Source organism: Agrobacterium sp. 22-3639C2, assembly GCF_053522105.1.
The window spans coordinates 237107-254420 of record NZ_JBNWDB010000007.1; the positions used below are offsets into that span (position 1 = coordinate 237107).

Here is a 17314-nt window from a genome sequence, read left to right on the forward strand (position 1 = left end):
AATGGCGTCAGGTCAAAAAGACTGCCGCCGCGGATCAATGCCGACGCTTACGAACTTTCGTTGCGGCAGCCGTAAACCCGATTGTCCGCCATTCAAACGCGCCGATGCCCGCTTGGTTCCGCGGCTTGGCGAGTTTTCTCCCGCGGATTTTGCGGCGGGGGCAATTTTCCGGGAATTCGGTGCCGGACATTTGTTTTCCTGTAACAAGCATCATATAAGGCCCATCATCCAGACGGACCTTGACTTCAATCAATATGTGAAACGCCATGCTTCAGACGCCCTATTACCTCATCGACAAGACAAAACTTCTTCGCAACATGGAGAAGATTGCCTATGTGCGGGAAAAATCCGGCGCCAAGGCGCTTCTGGCGCTGAAGTGCTTTGCAACATGGTCCGTTTTCGATTTCATGTCGCAATATATGGACGGCACCACCTCGTCGTCGCTTTATGAAGTGCGTCTGGGCCGCGAGAAATTCAATGGCGAAACCCACGCCTATTCCGTCGCTTATGCCGACTACGAAATCGACGAGGTGATTTCGAACGCGGACAAGATCATCTTCAATTCCATCAGCCAGCTTGAGCGCTTTGCAGAAAAGGCCTCCGGTATCACCCGGGGTCTGCGCCTCAATCCGCAGGTCAGCTCTTCGAGCTTCGATCTTGCCGATCCCGCACGTCCCTTCAGCCGTCTCGGCGAATGGGATGTCGCCAAGGTCGACAAGGTCATGGACCGGATTTCCGGCTTCATGATCCACAACAATTGCGAAAACGGCGATTTTTCGTTGTTCGACCGCATGTTGACGCAGATCGAAGAGAAATTCGGATCGCTCCTGTCGCGTGCGGAATGGGTCAGCCTGGGCGGCGGCATCCATTTTACCGGCGACAACTATCCGCTCGACCAGTTCTGCGATCGCCTGGCGGCCTTTTCGGAAAAATACGGCGTTCAGGTCTATCTTGAGCCCGGCGAAGCGTCGATCACCAAGAGCACGACGCTTGAAGTGACGGTTCTCGACACGCTGTTCAATGGCAAGAACCTCGCCATCGTCGACAGCTCCATCGAAGCGCATATGCTCGACCTCCTGATCTATCGCGAAACCGCCAAGGTTTTGCCGAACGAGGGCGAACATCCCTACATGGTCTGCGGTAAATCCTGCCTTGCGGGCGATATTTTCGGCGACTTCCGGTTCGACAAGGAGCTGAAGGTCGGTGATCGTATCTCCTTTGAGGATGCGGCCGGCTACACCATGGTCAAGAAGAACTGGTTCAATGGCGTGAAGATGCCGGCGATTGCCATCAAGGAACTCGACGGCAGCGTGCGTGCCGTTCGCGAATTCGACTTTGCCGATTTCGAGCAAAGCCTGTCTTAAACCCTGTTTTAACATGAAACGAAGCTGATCCCTGCGGGGAAAAGGAGGCATCACCTGAAATGAAGAAGAACGTTCTGATCATCGGCGCCGGTGGCGTAGCACAGGTCGTGGCGCATAAATGCGCCCAGAACAGCGATGTATTGGGAGACATTCATATTGCGTCACGGACTTTGGAAAAGTGCCGCAAGATTGTCGAGTCCGTACGCGAAAAGAAGAGCCTCAAGACAGATGTGAAACTTGAGGCCCATGCGCTTGACGCGATGGATATCGAGGCGACGAAAGCCTTGATTACGAAAACCGGCGTAGAGATCGTCATCAACGTCGGTTCGGCTTTCGTCAACATGTCCGTTCTTCGTGCCTGCATGGACACGGGTGTTGCTTATATGGATACGGCGATCCACGAGGATCCCACCAAGATTTGCGAGGCGCCGCCGTGGTACGGAAACTACGAGTGGAAGCGCGCTGCCGAATGCAAGGAAAAGGGCGTAACTGCACTGCTCGGCGTCGGTTTCGATCCCGGCGTGGTCAATGCCTATGCCCGCCTTGCCAAGGATGAATATTTCGACAAGGTCACTTCGGTCGATATCGTCGATATCAATGCCGGCAGCCATGGCCGCTGGTTCTCCACCAACTTCGATCCGGAAATCAACTTCCGCGAATTCACCGGTGTTGTCTATTCCTGGCAGAATGGCCAGTGGCAGACGAACCAGATGTTCGAGGTCGGCCAGGAATTCGATCTGCCGGTTGTCGGCAAGCAGAAGGCCTATATGACCGGCCATGACGAAGTGCATTCGCTATCCAAAAACATGGATGGCGCCGATGTGCGCTTCTGGATGGGCTTCGGCGATCACTATATCAACGTTTTCACCGTGCTGAAGAACCTCGGTCTTCTCTCCGAAAAGCCGGTCAAGACTGCCGAAGGTCTGGAAGTCGTGCCGTTGAAGGTGGTCAAGGCCGTATTGCCGGATCCGTCTTCGCTTGCACCCGACTATGTCGGCAAGACCTGCATCGGCGATGTCGTCAAGGGCATCAAGGATGGCAAGGAACGCGAAGTCTTCATCTACAACGTGGCCGACCACAAGGAAGCCTACGAGGAAGTTGGATCGCAGGGCATTTCCTACACCGCCGGCGTTCCTCCGGTCGCCGCCGCAATGCTGATTGCCACCGGCGAGTGGGATGTGAAGCAGATGGCCAATGTGGAAGAACTGCCACCGCAGCCTTTCCTGAACCTTCTGAACAAGATTGGCCTTCCAAGCCGTATCAAGGACGAAAACGGCGACCGCGCCCTGACGTTCTGATCCATCAAGACAATAAAAAGCCCCGCAAAAGCGGGGCTTTTTTTGTGATGAAGTTTGCCAGTTACTTGGCATCATCCTCGGCCTTAAGCCGAGGATTTACCGCACGGTACTGACCCGCGCCTCAGCCCTTTGCCGGCTTCGGTCCGCGCTTTTCGAAAGGCCGGTCCTTCTTGCCTTCGAATTTGGGCTTGTCGCCGAAGGTCTTTTTCTTTTTCCAGGGCTTGTCGTCGCCCTTGCGGTCGTCGGCTGCGCCGCCAGCATTATTGGGTTTGTTGAACTTCCGCTGAGCCGTGGCCGGGCGGGTGTCCTCACGAACACTGCCGGTCATTTCCGGCTTGCCTTCCAGCGCCTTCAGACGAATGCCCTTTTCGAGCATCATGTCCTTGCCGATGGCGGAGGTGAAACGATCAACGGCATCGGCCGCCAGTTCCACGAAGGTCTCCGTCTGCTGCATGCGGATGGCGCCGATATCCTGACGGGTGATCTTGCCGAAGCGGCAGAGCATGGGGATGAGCCAGCGGGGTTCGGCGCTCTGCTTGCGGCCCACCGAAAGCGAAAACCAAGCGCTGTCGGAAAAGTCGGAACGTTCACGGCGCGGCGCGTCGTTTTCAGGGGTTTCGAAGCTGTCGCGGCGCGGTTTGCGGGTATTGTCCAGCGCGACTTCGGTGATGTCTTCCGGGGCGGAACGTCCGGCGTGATAAAGGCGCACGAAGGCGGCTGCTACTTTTTCCGCGCCATGCTGCTCGAGCAGCTGCTTGACGAAATCACGCTCGTCATCGGCCACGGCCTCGGTGAGAGCCGGATCGGCCAGGAGACGGGCGCCGTCGCGTTCAACGATCTCTTCGACCGAAGGAGGGCGAACCCATGCTGCGCTGACCTTGGCACCTTCCAGAAGACGTTCGGCCTTGCGGCGCTGGTTGACAGGCACCACGATGGCGCTGACGCCCTTCTGCCCGGCGCGGCCGGTACGGCCGGAACGGTGGAGAAGCGTTTCCGAATTGGTCGGCAGGTCGGCGTGGATAACCAGTTCGAGGCCAGGCAGGTCGATGCCGCGTGCAGCAACGTCAGTCGCCACGCAAACCCGGGCGCGACCGTCACGCATTGCCTGAAGCGCATGCGTGCGTTCGTTCTGGGTCAGTTCGCCTGACAGAGCCACGACGGAAAAGCCGCGATTGTTCAGACGGGCCGTCAGATGGTTCACGGCCGCACGGGTGGAGCAGAAAACGATGGCGTTGCGGGCTTCGTAAAAGCGCAGCGCATTGATGATGGCGTTTTCGCGGTCGGAGCCGGTCACCAGCAAGGCGCGGTATTCGATGTCCACATGCTGCTTCTGTTCTGAGGCGGTGGCGATGCGAACGGCGTTCTTCTGGTAGCTTTCGGCAAGCTTGGCGATGCTGCGCGGAACGGTGGCCGAGAACATCAGCGTGCGGCGGTTATCCGGCGATTCTTCCAGAATGAATTCCAGATCTTCGCGGAAGCCGAGATCGAGCATCTCGTCGGCCTCGTCCAGTACCACGGCGCGTAGCGACGACAGATCGAGCGCGCCGCGCTTGATGTGGTCGCAGAGGCGGCCGGGGGTGCCGACGATAATATGCGCGCCTCGCTCCAGTGCGCGTCGTTCGCTGCGGATATCCATCCCGCCAACACAGGACGCAATCGATACGCCGGCGAATTCATAAAGCCATTCCAGCTCGCGCTTGACCTGCATGGCCAGTTCGCGGGTTGGCGCAATGGCGAGTGCCAGCGGCGCGGAAGCCTGGCCGAAACGGGTGTTTTCCGACAGTAGCGTGGTCGCGAGCGCAATGCCGAAGGCAACTGTCTTGCCGGAGCCGGTCTGCGCGGAAACCAGCGCGTCCTTGTCGGCGAGTTCCGGCGAAAGCATGGCCTTCTGCACGGGGGTCAAATCTTTGTAGCCGCGTTTTTCCAACGCCTGCGCGATCGCCGGGGCGATACCCTGGGTGTCTGTCATCTACCGTCTTTCGGATATGAAGCTGCCTGCATCCGCCCGAAACCAATAGGTCCTAAAGTCTCCGGGGCAGCCGATGCAGGCCATTACGGCCATTTGGCCGGTTGCATTGCCGCGCTCCATACTGCGAATAGGCCCGTTTGTACAGTGCACTGCGGTACGCTCTTTCACAGCGCCGCATGCGGTCGCCCATTCCATCCCGACATCTTCTTTCGCCGGGGCTATAAAAAAAGGCGTACCGCATGGTTCATAAACGGCATTGCGTGCCCCCCGCCTTTTCGCTAAGAGACCCGCAACTTGAGGCTCTTTATCAAAAAGAGCCGACTGGGTTTGTTCTTGTCCGCACCTGAAAAACGGCTGGCGGAAAAAAGGGATGGTACTGGTCAAGGCTATGGCTCGCATTGTCATGAAATTCGGCGGCACGTCCGTCGCGAACCTCGAACGCATTCACAATGTCGCACGGCATGTGAAACGCGAAGTGGATGCCGGCCATGAAGTGGCCGTGGTCGTTTCCGCCATGTCCGGTAAAACCAACGAGTTGGTGGACTGGGTGCAGAATGCTGCGAAGGTGGCTGGCGCCAACGCCGCCTCCTTTTACGATGCACGCGAATATGACGCGGTCGTTGCATCCGGCGAGCAGGTGACATCGGGTCTTCTGGCGATAACGCTGCAATCCATGGGCATCAATGCGCGCTCATGGCAGGGCTGGCAGATTCCGATCCGCACAGACAACGCACATGGTGCCGCCCGCATTCTGGAGATTGACGGTTCGGATATCGTTCACCGCATGGGCGAGGGCCAGGTTGCCGTTGTTGCCGGTTTCCAGGGCATCGGCCCGGATAACCGCATTGCGACGCTCGGTCGCGGCGGTTCGGACACATCAGCCGTTGCCATCGCCGCCGCCGTCAAGGCGGACCGTTGCGATATCTATACCGATGTCGATGGCGTCTATACCACCGATCCGCGCATCGAGCCCAAGGCTCGCCGCATGAAGAAGATCGCTTTCGAGGAAATGCTCGAAATGGCGTCTCTCGGTGCGAAGGTTCTGCAGGTTCGCTCCGTCGAGCTTGCCATGGTACACAAGGTGCGCACCTTCGTTCGCTCCAGCTTCGAGGATCCCGATGCGCCGGGCATGGGCGACCTCATCAACCCGCCCGGTACTTTGATTTGTGACGAGGAAGAAATCGTGGAACAGGAAGTCGTAACCGGCATCGCCTATGCCAAGGATGAAGCACAGATCTCGCTGCGCCGCGTGGCCGACCGTCCGGGCGTCTCCGCCGCGATCTTCGGGCCACTGGCCGAAGCGCATATCAATGTCGACATGATCGTGCAGAACATCTCCGAAGATGGGTCGCGCACCGACATGACCTTCACCGTTCCTTCTGGCGACGTTGCCAAGGCTCTGCGCGTTCTGGACGAGAACAAGGCCCAGATCGGCTTTGACGTTGCGCAGAACGAGACCGGCCTTGCCAAGGTTTCGGTCATCGGTATCGGCATGCGCAGCCATGCCGGCGTTGCTGCCAGCGCCTTCAAGGCGCTTGCCGAGAAGAACATCAACATCAAGGCCATCACCACCTCCGAGATCAAGATTTCGATCCTGATCGACGGTGCCTATGCCGAACTGGCCGTTCGCACTTTGCATTCTGCTTACGGTCTCGATAAGAACTAAGTTCGAGACATCGGTTCCCGATGCTCCGATTCTTCGGGGTTGCGTTCTTCCGATGTGGCGTTTCATGAAAGCGTGTCCCTTGCGGGACGCGCTTCTCGCGCTATAAATTTTTTAAATGACGTTTTGATTCTCGAATATTATGACATTCGGATCGGAAGCGTCGGGGAGCAAACGCGATGAGAGACCTTTCTGCAGGTCCGCGCGTCCTGCTAAAGCGGCTGCGCGAAATGATGGCGGAGCACCTTGAGCCGCAGGACCGTCTGGACCAGATCGTCCGTCAGATAGCCAGCAACATGGTGGCGGAGGTTTGCTCGGTCTACGTGCTGCGTTCCGACAGCGTGCTGGAGCTTTACGCTACCGAAGGTCTCAACAAGGATGCCGTGCATCTTGCCCAGCTGAAAATGGGGCAGGGTCTTGTCGGTACCATTGCCGCTTCCGCCCAACCTCTCAATCTTTCCGATGCGCAGGCGCATCCGGCTTTCCGCTATCTTCCTGAAACGGGTGAGGAAATTTATCATTCCTTCCTCGGCGTGCCGATTTTGCGCTCCGGTCGCACTCTTGGCGTTCTTGTGGTCCAGAACAAGGTCAGCCGAACATACCGGGAGGATGAAGTTGAAGCGCTCGAGACAACCGCGATGCTTATCGCTGAAATAGTGGCGAGCGGTGAATTGAAAAAAATCACCCGCCCCGGTGTGGAGCTGGACCTGACGCGTGCCGTTTCCATTGATGGCGATGCTTATGGCGAAGGCATCGGTCTTGGTCATGTCGTGCTGCACGACCCCCGAATCGTTGTCACCAATCTGCTGAATGAGGATGCCGATACCGAAATCCTGCGTCTTGCCGACGCCATCGGTTCGCTGCGCCTGTCGATCGACGACATGTTGCAGCGCCGCGACGTCCCGACCGAAGGCGAGCATCGCGAGGTTCTTGAGACCTACCGCATGTTCGCCCACGATCAGGGCTGGGTGCGGCGCATGGAAGAAGCTATCCGCAACGGCCTGACGGCGGAAGCTGCGGTCGAGAAAGTGCAGAGCGACACAAAGGCGCGCATGATGCGCCTGACCGATCCCTATCTTCGCGAGCGCATGCATGATTTCGACGATCTTGCCAACCGGCTGCTGCGCCAGCTGATCGGTTTCGGCGGTCGAAGCCCCGAGCATGATTTTCCACTGGACGCCATCGTTCTGGCGCGCGCCATGGGTGCCGCCGAATTGCTGGATTACCCGCGTGAGAAATTGCGCGGCCTGGTGCTCGAAGACGGTGCGGTGACGAGCCACGTCGTCATCGTGGCGCGCGCCATGGGCATTCCGATCATCGGGCAGGCGACGGGCATCGTCGCCCTCGCTGAAAATAACGATCCCATCATCATCGACGGCGATGACGGCCAGGTGCATTTGCGCCCGATGTCGGATTTGCAGCGCGCCTATGAGGAAAAGGTGCGCCTGCGTGCCAAGCGCCAGGAGCAGTTCCGCGCGCTTCGCAATGTCGAGCCGATCACCAAGGATGGCCAGAAGGTCAACCTCAAGATGAATGCGGGCCTTCTCGTAGATCTGCCGCAGCTCGAGGAATCCGGCGCCGATGGCATCGGCCTGTTCCGCACCGAGCTGCAGTTCATGATCGCCTCCAACATGCCCAAGGGCGAGGAGCAGGAAGCGTTCTATAGGTCTGTCTTGCGGCAGGCCAAGGGCAAGAGCGTTACCTTCCGCACGCTGGATATTGGCGGCGACAAGGTCGTTTCCTATATGCGCGGCCAGGAAGAGGAAAACCCGGCGCTCGGCTGGCGGGCGATCCGCCTGTCGCTCGACCGCCCGGGTCTGATGCGCACACAGATGCGCGCGCTTCTGCGTGCTGCCTCAGGTGCTGAACTACGCATGATGTTGCCGATGGTGACGGAGGTTTCCGAAATCCGCGCGGCGCGCGATCTGCTTCAGAAGGAAGTGCAGCATCTTTCGAAATTCAGCCATGCGCTTCCGAAAAAGCTGCAATTTGGTGCGATGCTGGAAGTGCCTTCGCTGATGTGGCAGCTCGATGAGCTGATGCAGGAAGTGGATTTCGTCTCCGTCGGTTCGAACGACCTGTTCCAGTTTTCGATGGCGGTCGATCGCGGCAATGCAAGGGTTTCGGATCGTTTCGACAATCTTGGCAAGCCGTTCCTGCGCATTCTGCGCGATATCGTGCGCGCTGGCGAAAAGCACCACACCTCGGTCACGCTTTGCGGCGAAATGGCAAGCAAGCCACTTTCGGCCATGGCTTTGATCGGCCTTGGTTTCCGTTCGGTTTCCATGTCGCCGACGGCGATTGGCCCCGTCAAGGCCATGCTTCTCGGGCTTGATGCCGCGAGCCTCGCCGATGAGCTGAACGCTGCGCTCGACGATCATAATTCGCTGGAAAGCGCGCGCGAGGTGTTGTTACGCTTTGCCGCGACGCATTCCATTCCCATTTAAAAGACCTGTTTCATAATCGGAGTGACTGGTGGCGAAGCTTCCCGTCGAAAAAATGCGCGAGTTGGAAAGGCGTTTCGGAGAGATCGAAGCGCGGATGTCGGCTGGTCCGGCAGCGGATGTCTATGTGAAGCTGGCTTCGGAATATTCCGAACTTGAGCCGGTGGTGAAAAAAGTCCGCGAATACGAAAAGGCGGTCTCCGAGGCCGCCGATCTCCAGGCGCTGCTTGCCGACAAGACGACCGACAAGGACATGCGCGATCTGGCGGAAATGGAGCTGCCGGAGGTCGAGGCCCGAATTGGCGAGCTTGAGAAGGAAATGCAGGTCCTGCTGCTTCCCAAGGATGCGGCGGACGAAAAAAGCGCCATCCTCGAAATCCGCGCCGGCACGGGCGGATCCGAAGCGGCACTTTTCGCCGGCGATCTGTTTCGCATGTATGAGCGCTTCGCTTCAGCCAAGGGCTGGAAAGTTGAAGTTCTTTCCGCAAGCGAAGGCGAGGCGGGCGGTTACAAGGAAATCATCGCCACGATCAGCGGGCGAGGGGTGTTTTCCAAGCTGAAATTCGAATCCGGCGTGCACCGGGTGCAGCGCGTGCCGGAAACAGAAGCGAGCGGCCGCATCCACACCTCGGCAGCCACTGTTGCCGTGCTGCCGGAGGCGGAGGATATCGATGTCGAAATTCGCCCGGAAGACATTCGTATCGACACGATGCGCGCTTCGGGCGCAGGCGGCCAGCACGTCAATACCACTGACTCCGCCGTTCGCATCACCCATCTTCCGACGGGTTTGATCGTTACCAGTTCTGAAAAGTCGCAGCACCAGAACCGCGCCAAGGCCATGCAGGTTCTGCGTTCGCGTCTTTACGACATCGAGCGCCAGAAGGTGGAAAGCGAGCGTTCAGCCGACCGCAAGAGCCAGGTCGGTTCCGGCGACCGTTCCGAGCGTATCCGCACTTACAATTTTCCGCAGGGGCGGGTCACTGATCACCGCATCAACCTGACCCTCTACAAGCTCGACCGGATGATCGAAGGCGAGATCGACGAGCTTGTCGACGCGCTGATTGCTGATTATCAGGCCGGTCAGCTTGCCCAGCTTGGCGAACAACAGCTTTGAGTGGCGGCGCTGACGGGACCGTTTCGACCGAGCTTGCCGCAGCCCGCAAACGGCTGCAGGCGGCGGGCATCGCCGATCCGCTGCTTGATGCGCGCCTGCTGGTTGCCGACGTTACCGGTTTTTCACTGACCGATTTCGTGATGAAACCGGACCATCCCGTCACGCGGGAAGAAAGCGCCCGCATTGCCGCCATGGTCGAAAGGCGCGCAGGCGGAGAGCCAGTCCATCGCATTCTCGGCCATCGCGAATTTCACGGGCTCGATCTTCTTTTATCGACGGAGACGCTCGAACCCCGCCCGGATACGGAAGTTCTCGTCGATACGCTGTTGCCTGCGTTGAAAAAAATTGTTGCCGACAAGGGCAGTGCGCGCATTCTGGATCTGGGTACGGGCACGGGTGCGATCTGTCTGGCGCTTCTCAAGGAATGTCCGGAAGCAACTGGCGTCGGCAGCGATATCTCCGCCGATGCGCTGGAAACCGCAGCGAAAAACGCTGCCCGAAATGGTCTCGCCTCGCGTTTTGAAACCGTGCGTAGCGACTGGTTCAAAAAAATCTCTGGCAGGTTTGACATAATTGTGTCGAATCCGCCTTATATAAGAAGTGACATCGTCACAACGCTAGACCGAGAGGTTCGCTATCACGATCCGATGGCGGCGCTGGACGGAGGTCAGGACGGCCTTGCACCGTACCGCCTCATCGCTGCCGACGCAGGCCGCTTTCTTGTGGAAAACGGGATTGTCGGTGTGGAGATCGGTTTCGATCAAAGGCTTGATGTTTCCGCTATATTTGCTTCCCACGGCTTCTCTCTTCTCGACGCCGTGAAGGATTATGGCGGCAACGACAGAGTTTTGACCTTCCGGAGATAGTTGTTCGCGATACGTCTGCGGATTATTTGCAAGGATATTTTGCACAGCAAAAGAAAAGGCTTGGATTTCCGCATGAAGCGGGATAGTTTGCCGCCACATGCCGGGTGGCTGAGGACGAATTTAGATTCGTCAGGGTATGGGTCAGTCCCGAAGCGGGTTCTTTTGAGAACCCTGAAGGCTGGGCGTTTCCGGCATGTGAATCAGTAAACTTTGTTCGCAGGTGGCTCGTTGCAGCATTTTGCGCGACCGGTCGTCATACGCGGGGTCTTGTCTGGGGTTATCTCCAGCAGGGCGCGTAATGGAGCAATTTCAGGAAAAGTTTCCAGCGGTTTTCCGCCCGGAATTGCATGAAAATAACCAGATTGTCAGCAAAACAGAATTCAGGTGAGCAATTGATGAGGCCAGGACAGCAAAACAAGCGCGGCCGGGGGCGTGGAAGCAACAACAACAATAACAATGGTGGCGGTAACAACAACAACTTCAACCGCAAGGGCGGTAACCCGCTCACCAGGACTTATGACAGCTCCGGTCCCGATGTTAAAATTCGTGGCACAGCCCAGCACATAGCGGAAAAATACGCCACCCTTGCGCGGGACGCGCAGAGTGCTGGCGACCGTGTGATCGCTGAAAACTATCTGCAGCACGCTGAACACTACAATCGTATCATCGCCACCGCTCAGGCCCAGATGCAGGAGCGTTTCCAGCGCGACGACCGTGGCGAATACAATGCTTCGGATGCCGACGATATGGATATGAACGACGGTGACGATGGTGCACCGCAGCAGCAGTTCGAACAGCCGGAACGGGTTCAGCAGCCGGAGCGCCAGGAACGGCAGGAGCGCACCGAGCGTTCCGAGCCGCGTCAGGAACGTCGTGAGCGCCCGGACCGCCGTGAACGGCAGGAGCGCCAGCCGCGCCAGCCGCAGGCTTCGGACGAACGGCAGCAGCCGGTATACGACGCCAGCCAGGCGCCTCAGCCCGTCATCGAAGGCACGCCTATGGAAGTGGCCGTCGAGGAACAGCAGCAACAGACGGAAGCGCCAGCGACTGAACGCGCACCAAAGGCCCGCCGCGCCACTGGCCCACGCCCGCGTCGCCCGCGCCGCGCCGCAACCGCGGAAGGTGCTGAGGGTGCCGAAGGCGGAGATACGCCAGCCGGTGATGAGGCAACACCTGCCACGCTCGAAAACGCTGCTGAATAAGCAGGGTTTTCAAAATACCACGCGATTGAAAAAACTCCGGCTTGCCGGAGTTTTTTTGTTTTTGGGGTCGGGTGTAAAAGCTTGGGCGCTTTTCGAAGGGGGCAATCGCGGCAAACAGTCGTGACGCTTATCAAGTCCGGCTAAAATTTCCCCGGCAGTCGTTTTCCTCCCCTTTAAACCGATGAAAATGCCTCCCATATTCGTGCGGTAAGGACGGATGCCGCATGCAGCGGTAACCGTCCATCAAGAGGCGGCAATCGTGAAATCTGTAAAACGCGACTGCCGTAGCGGGGCTTGCCTTTGAGGGAGCCTCAACCCAAACACCCGGATCCGTGCCGAAAGCGGGCGGGCCGGTATATGGAGGTTCGACTATGAATATTGAAAAATACTCCGAGCGCGTTCGCGGCTTTCTGCAATCGGCGCAGACGTTTGCGCTTGCGGAAAATCACCAGCAGTTTTCTGCCGAACATGTTCTGAAAGTTCTGCTTGATGACGAGCAGGGCATGGCAGCATCCCTGATCGAGCGGGCTGGCGGCGACGCCAAGGAAGTGCGCTTGGCCAACGATGCGGCACTGGCGAAATTGCCCAAGGTTTCCGGTGGCAATGGCGGCCTTTCGCTCACGGCTCCACTTGCGAAAGTGTTCTCGACTGCGGAAGAACTCGCGAAGAAGGCTGGTGACAGTTTCGTCACCGTCGAGCGTCTTTTGCAGGCGCTGGCGATCGAAAACTCTGCTTCCACCTCGGCGTCCCTGAAAAAGGGCGGCGTGACGGCGCAGGCGCTCAATCAGGTCATCAATGAAATCCGCAAGGGCCGCACGGCTGACAGCGCCAATGCCGAACAGGGCTTCGACGCGCTGAAGAAGTTCGCGCGCGACCTGACGGAGGAAGCCCGCGAAGGCAGGCTCGACCCGGTGATTGGCCGTGACGACGAAATCCGCCGGACCATTCAGGTGCTTTCACGCCGCACCAAGAACAATCCCGTGCTGATCGGTGAACCCGGCGTCGGTAAAACGGCGATTGCCGAAGGTCTTGCGCTGCGCATCGTCAATGGCGATGTGCCCGAAAGCCTCAAAGACAAGAAGCTTATGGCGCTGGATATGGGTGCGCTGATCGCTGGCGCGAAGTATCGCGGCGAGTTCGAGGAGCGTCTGAAGGCGGTACTGAACGAAGTGCAGGCGGAAAATGGCGGCATTATCCTGTTCATCGACGAGATGCACACGCTGGTCGGTGCCGGCAAGGCCGATGGCGCCATGGATGCGTCCAATCTGCTGAAGCCCGCTCTTGCCCGAGGTGAACTGCACTGCGTTGGCGCCACCACGCTGGATGAATATCGCAAGCACGTGGAAAAGGATCCGGCCCTTGCCCGTCGTTTCCAGCCGGTGCTCGTAGATGAGCCGACCGTTGAGGACACGATCTCGATCCTGCGCGGCCTGAAAGAAAAATACGAACAGCACCACAAGGTCCGCATTTCGGATTCGGCCTTGGTTGCAGCTGCAACGCTTTCCAACCGCTACATTACCGACCGGTTCCTGCCCGACAAGGCAATCGACCTGATGGACGAAGCCGCTTCGCGCCTTCGCATGCAGGTGGATTCCAAGCCGGAAGAACTGGACGAACTGGATCGCCGGATCATTCAGCTCAAGATCGAACGCGAAGCCTTGAAGCAGGAGACGGATCAGTCATCCGTCGATCGCCTGAAGAAGCTCGAGGACGAACTGGCCGATACCGAAGAAAAGGCCGATGCCCTGACGGCCCGCTGGCAGGCGGAAAAGCAGAAGCTGGGCCATGCCGCAGACCTCAAGAAGCGGCTGGACGATGCCCGCAACGAACTGGCAAGTGCCCAGCGTAACGGCCAGTTCCAGCGCGCCGGTGAATTGACCTATGGGATCATTCCGGGCCTTGAAAAGGAACTGGCTGCAGCGGAAGCGCGCGACAGCAGCGGTGCTGGCTCGATGGTTCAGGAAGTGGTGACGGCGGACAATATCGCCCACATCGTTTCCCGCTGGACCGGTATTCCTGTCGACAAGATGCTGGAAGGCCAGCGCGAGAAGCTGCTGCGCATGGAAGACGATCTTGCCAAGTCCGTGGTCGGGCAGGGCGAGGCCGTTCAGGCCGTTTCCAAGGCGGTTCGCCGTTCGCGCGCCGGTCTTCAGGATCCGAACCGGCCGATCGGCTCGTTCATTTTCCTCGGCCCGACGGGCGTGGGCAAGACCGAGTTGACCAAGTCACTCGCCCGGTTCCTGTTCGACGACGAGACCGCGATGGTTCGCCTCGACATGTCGGAATTCATGGAGAAACACTCCGTTGCCCGGCTTATCGGTGCGCCTCCCGGCTATGTCGGTTACGAAGAGGGCGGTGCGTTGACGGAAGCGGTTCGCCGCCGGCCCTATCAGGTCGTGCTGTTTGACGAGATCGAGAAAGCGCATCCGGACGTGTTCAACGTCCTGTTGCAGGTGCTGGATGATGGCCGCCTGACCGATGGTCAGGGCCGCACCGTCGATTTCAAGAACACCATCATCATCATGACCTCGAACCTCGGTTCGGAATTCATGACGCAGATGGGCGACAATGACGATGTGGATTCGGTTCGTGACTTGGTGATGGAGCGTGTCCGGTCGCATTTCCGGCCGGAATTCCTCAACCGTATCGACGATATCATCCTCTTCCATCGCCTGCGGCGCGACGAGATGGGTGCGATCGTGGAGATCCAGCTCAAGCGCCTCGTCTCGCTTCTGGGTGATCGCAAGATCACGCTCGAACTGGATGAGGATGCCCGCAACTGGCTTGCCAATAAGGGTTACGATCCGGCCTATGGCGCACGTCCGCTGAAGCGTGTGATCCAGAAGACCGTTCAGGACAGGCTCGCCGAAATGATTCTCGGCGGCGAGATCCCGGACGGATCGCGGGTCAAGGTGACCTCTGGCACCGACCGGCTGCTTTTCAAGGTCAAGCCCCCAAAGGGTGAGGCCGAGACTGAAACCGCCGATGCGGCATAAAACGAAAGGGCTCCGGTAACGGAGCCCTTTTTCGTATAGCGGTCCCTCTGGTCACGAGGCCCGGCGGACTAACGGCTCGCCACCTGATTGGGTTTTTCTTCGATGTTGAGTAGATTGTCGATCCGCTTTCTCTCGTCGGAGAACCGCGCGAGCGCGACGCCGGAAAGCGATTTGCCGCCCGGCAGACGCACTTTCATCGCGTCCACTTTCGTGCCGTTAACGATCAGCTCGTAATGCAGATGCGCGCCGGTTGAAAGGCCGGTCGAACCGACATAACCGATTACCTGGCCCTGCCGGACCTTTGAACCCTCGGTGACACCCTTGGCGATGGCGCTCTGGTGGTTATAGGAGGAGACGTAGCCATTGGCGTGGCGGATCAGGGTCTGGTTGCCGTAACCGGAGGCCCAGCCGGCCTTTTCGACAGTGCCGTTGCCTGTCGCGATGATCGGCGTGCCGCGGGCTGCCGCCCAGTCGGTGCCGGTATGCATGCGGCTGAATTTCAAAACGGGGTGGCGGCGCATGCCGAAACCTGATGTCATACGGCCGTTCGGAACCGGATTGCGCAACAGGAACTGCCGGATGCTCTTACCGTTCTCGTCGAAATAGTCGATGCTGTTATCGTCCGGGTTCTGGAACCGGTAAAACCGCGTCTCGTTATCGCCGAACTTGGCGTTGACGTAGAGCAGTTCGGACTTGTCCGTCGCCTTGCCATCCGCATCTTCCACGGAGAAGAAGGCCTCCAGCGTATCTGCCGGTTTCAACTGCGCCTGAAAATCGACGCTGCTGGCCAAAAGCTTGATGAGCTGGGAGACCATGCCCTGATTCATGCCATAGGCCAGAGCCGCCCGGTAAACGCCATCGTAGACGCTGGGCAGATCGCGGCCGGCGGCCGGTGCCGGGGTGCTGTCAAAGGCCGTCGCCACCGCGTCGAGCTTCGGCGGTTCGCTGGCCTTGATGAAATTCTTGCGATCGTCCACGGCCATGGTGACCATGTGGCGACCCTTGCGGTAAAGGCTTACGCGTACGATGTCGCTTTTGTCGTCTTCCTGAATAATGCCGACGCGGAGCACATCGCCGCTTTCGACATTGTTCGACTGGAGTTGCGGTGACAACAGGCCAGCGATTTCGGAGGATTGCGCCTTCGAATAACCCGCGCCGAATAAAGCGGCTTCGATGGTTTCGGTCTGGCGGGCAGGGATAACGTCGTCGGCATATTCCTTGACCGGAACCGAGGGCGATTGAGGGGTCGAAACCGACATATTCTGTTCGACGACACGGGCGGCAAGACCGGCGGTGATATCGACATCACCCTCATCATTATCGAAACGACGGGGGTCGATGTAATAGAGCGCTGCAAGCTGCTCGTTACCGTCTGTCAGGATCGAGCCGTTCGAGCGCACTGCCTCCTCCACCTCGTCGAAGCTCAGGGAGCCGGCGAAGGGATACTTGGAGTGCTGGATCGGAAAGGCGACCGTTTTCAGGCTGACTTCGGATTCGACCTCGGAGCCGTAGATTGTGCCCGTTCGGCTTGGCGCCGGCGCCGGGGCGTCCTTGTCGTCACCGCTTGCGAAAATGTTCAGGGGATCGAAGGCGGGATAATCGTCCTGTTTGGCGTAGTTGGACGCCAGCGGAATTTTGACGTGGGAAAAGGGAACCTTGCGGACCACTTCCTTGTCGCCCTCGTTGATAACGGTGGAGACTTCCATGATCGAGCGGTCCGAGGGCCGGGCCGCAATATTGGGCGCAACGAGGCGTGTGCCGCGGCGTGCCGCTTCCGCGGTATTGTTGCCCATATCCGCCTTGGCGAAGGCCTCGGCCGGAATGGCAAGCTGCTGGCGGCCATCGAGAGCTGCAAACAGCGCAACACCCATCAATATGGAAGAGGTAATGCCGGTAAGGAACGTGCCGGAAAGCCATCTGAGCGAAATCTCACGGCGATCGGGTGCACGGCGCCCTTCCGCCAGAATTGGCGGTTCCGTGCCTAGCGACCGGATCACGTTGCGATCCGCAGTCATACTAGCTGTGCCCCGTGGGTCATGCGCTCTCCAGAAACTTCAGGCGAAGGTGTGCAACTTTCAAAGCCGTGAGTCAAATTGATCGGCACCCTCAATAGATCTGCCGGCAACAGGCTCGCGCGCGTGCCCGCATTAACGTTTTGTTGGCAAAGCAATTAGCGAGGAGTCGGGCCAAAACAAGGCGCAGCACCATTCATATGGGTTCAGGCTGCATTCCCTTGTTGAAAATCGGTCCGTTGGTGGAGGCCAATGGGAGGCATAATCTCGAAAAATCAAAACTCTCTTTTAAAATCAATGCTTTGAATGTTTTTTTTAGAATTTGTATTTTGGTGTGTTGACTTGTTTGAGGGTGATCTCTTATAAGTCCGCTCACTGAACGAGGG

At 58.5% G+C, this 17314-nt stretch carries 12 protein-coding genes; 8 read left to right on the forward strand and 4 right to left on the reverse strand.

Annotated features, from left to right (window positions below; all coding sequences use genetic code 11):
• Positions 1-34: 34 nt before the first annotated feature.
• Positions 35-268, reverse strand: coding sequence for a hypothetical protein (locus tag ACQZ6D_RS26155; RefSeq protein WP_004432079.1), 234 nt, complete (start codon positions 266-268; stop codon positions 35-37).
• On the opposite strand from ACQZ6D_RS26155, the gene nspC reads away from it, so the two are divergent.
• On the forward strand, positions 267-1364 hold the full coding sequence (gene nspC, locus ACQZ6D_RS26160) for a carboxynorspermidine decarboxylase (protein WP_097170876.1): 1098 nt from the start codon (positions 267-269) through the stop codon (positions 1362-1364). The two genes, ACQZ6D_RS26155 and nspC, sit on opposite strands and share 2 nt — an antisense overlap.
• A gap of 59 nt (positions 1365-1423) precedes the next feature.
• A complete protein-coding gene (locus ACQZ6D_RS26165) occupies positions 1424-2662 on the forward strand; it encodes a saccharopine dehydrogenase family protein (protein WP_013762136.1) in 1239 nt (412 codons plus the stop codon).
• Positions 2663-2783: 121 nt separating this feature from the next.
• On the opposite strand, the gene ACQZ6D_RS26170 is transcribed toward ACQZ6D_RS26165, so the two are convergent.
• Positions 2784-4631: a DEAD/DEAH box helicase gene (locus ACQZ6D_RS26170; protein WP_004432087.1), complete on the reverse strand. Its 1848-nt coding sequence runs from the start codon at positions 4629-4631 to the stop codon at positions 2784-2786.
• A 388-nt stretch (positions 4632-5019) separates the two neighbouring features.
• On the opposite strand from ACQZ6D_RS26170, the gene ACQZ6D_RS26175 reads away from it, so the two are divergent.
• The 6 genes from ACQZ6D_RS26175 (at position 5020) to clpB (ending at position 14916) form a co-directional block, all read left to right on the forward strand.
• The gene (locus tag ACQZ6D_RS26175; RefSeq protein WP_004432098.1) at positions 5020-6297 is read left to right on the forward strand and encodes an aspartate kinase; all 1278 of its coding nucleotides are present in this window, start codon (positions 5020-5022) and stop codon (positions 6295-6297) included.
• 176 nt (positions 6298-6473) lie between these two features.
• Entirely contained in the window at positions 6474-8741 is a 2268-nt protein-coding gene (gene ptsP / locus ACQZ6D_RS26180) for a phosphoenolpyruvate--protein phosphotransferase (protein WP_004432101.1), read from the forward strand.
• Between the two features lie 28 nt (positions 8742-8769).
• A complete protein-coding gene (gene prfA, locus ACQZ6D_RS26185) occupies positions 8770-9852 on the forward strand; it encodes a peptide chain release factor 1 (protein WP_013762139.1) in 1083 nt (360 codons plus the stop codon).
• Complete coding sequence (gene prmC / locus ACQZ6D_RS26190; protein ID WP_025595184.1) at positions 9849-10718, forward strand: peptide chain release factor N(5)-glutamine methyltransferase; 870 nt, start codon at positions 9849-9851, stop codon at positions 10716-10718. The genes prfA and prmC overlap by 4 nt, the downstream gene beginning before the upstream one ends.
• Before the next feature lie 395 nt (positions 10719-11113).
• A complete protein-coding gene (locus tag ACQZ6D_RS26195; RefSeq protein WP_004432110.1) occupies positions 11114-11920 on the forward strand; it encodes a DUF4167 domain-containing protein in 807 nt (268 codons plus the stop codon).
• A 371-nt stretch (positions 11921-12291) separates the two neighbouring features.
• On the forward strand, positions 12292-14916 hold the full coding sequence (gene clpB, locus ACQZ6D_RS26200) for an ATP-dependent chaperone ClpB (RefSeq protein WP_004432113.1): 2625 nt from the start codon (positions 12292-12294) through the stop codon (positions 14914-14916).
• A 68-nt stretch (positions 14917-14984) separates the two neighbouring features.
• On the opposite strand, the gene ACQZ6D_RS26205 is transcribed toward clpB, so the two are convergent.
• A complete protein-coding gene (locus ACQZ6D_RS26205) occupies positions 14985-16931 on the reverse strand; it encodes a M23 family metallopeptidase (RefSeq protein WP_013762143.1) in 1947 nt (648 codons plus the stop codon).
• A 193-nt stretch (positions 16932-17124) separates the two neighbouring features.
• On the reverse strand, positions 17125-17314 hold a 190-nt coding region (locus ACQZ6D_RS26210; protein WP_448730408.1), incomplete at its 5' end, for a hypothetical protein.

Coding starts and splice junctions, on each gene's coding strand:
- nspC (WP_097170876.1), top strand. CDS start 267: ATGCTTCAGACGCCCTATTACCTCATCGACAAGACAAAACTTCTTCGC.
- ACQZ6D_RS26155 (WP_004432079.1), bottom strand. CDS start 268: ATGGCGTTTCACATATTGATTGAAGTCAAGGTCCGTCTGGATGATGGG.
- ACQZ6D_RS26165 (WP_013762136.1), top strand. CDS start 1,424: ATGAAGAAGAACGTTCTGATCATCGGCGCCGGTGGCGTAGCACAGGTC.
- ACQZ6D_RS26170 (WP_004432087.1), bottom strand. CDS start 4,631: ATGACAGACACCCAGGGTATCGCCCCGGCGATCGCGCAGGCGTTGGAA.
- ACQZ6D_RS26175 (WP_004432098.1), top strand. CDS start 5,020: ATGGCTCGCATTGTCATGAAATTCGGCGGCACGTCCGTCGCGAACCTC.
- ptsP (WP_004432101.1), top strand. CDS start 6,474: ATGAGAGACCTTTCTGCAGGTCCGCGCGTCCTGCTAAAGCGGCTGCGC.
- ACQZ6D_RS26195 (WP_004432110.1), top strand. CDS start 11,114: ATGAGGCCAGGACAGCAAAACAAGCGCGGCCGGGGGCGTGGAAGCAAC.
- clpB (WP_004432113.1), top strand. CDS start 12,292: ATGAATATTGAAAAATACTCCGAGCGCGTTCGCGGCTTTCTGCAATCG.
- ACQZ6D_RS26205 (WP_013762143.1), bottom strand. CDS start 16,931: ATGACTGCGGATCGCAACGTGATCCGGTCGCTAGGCACGGAACCGCCA.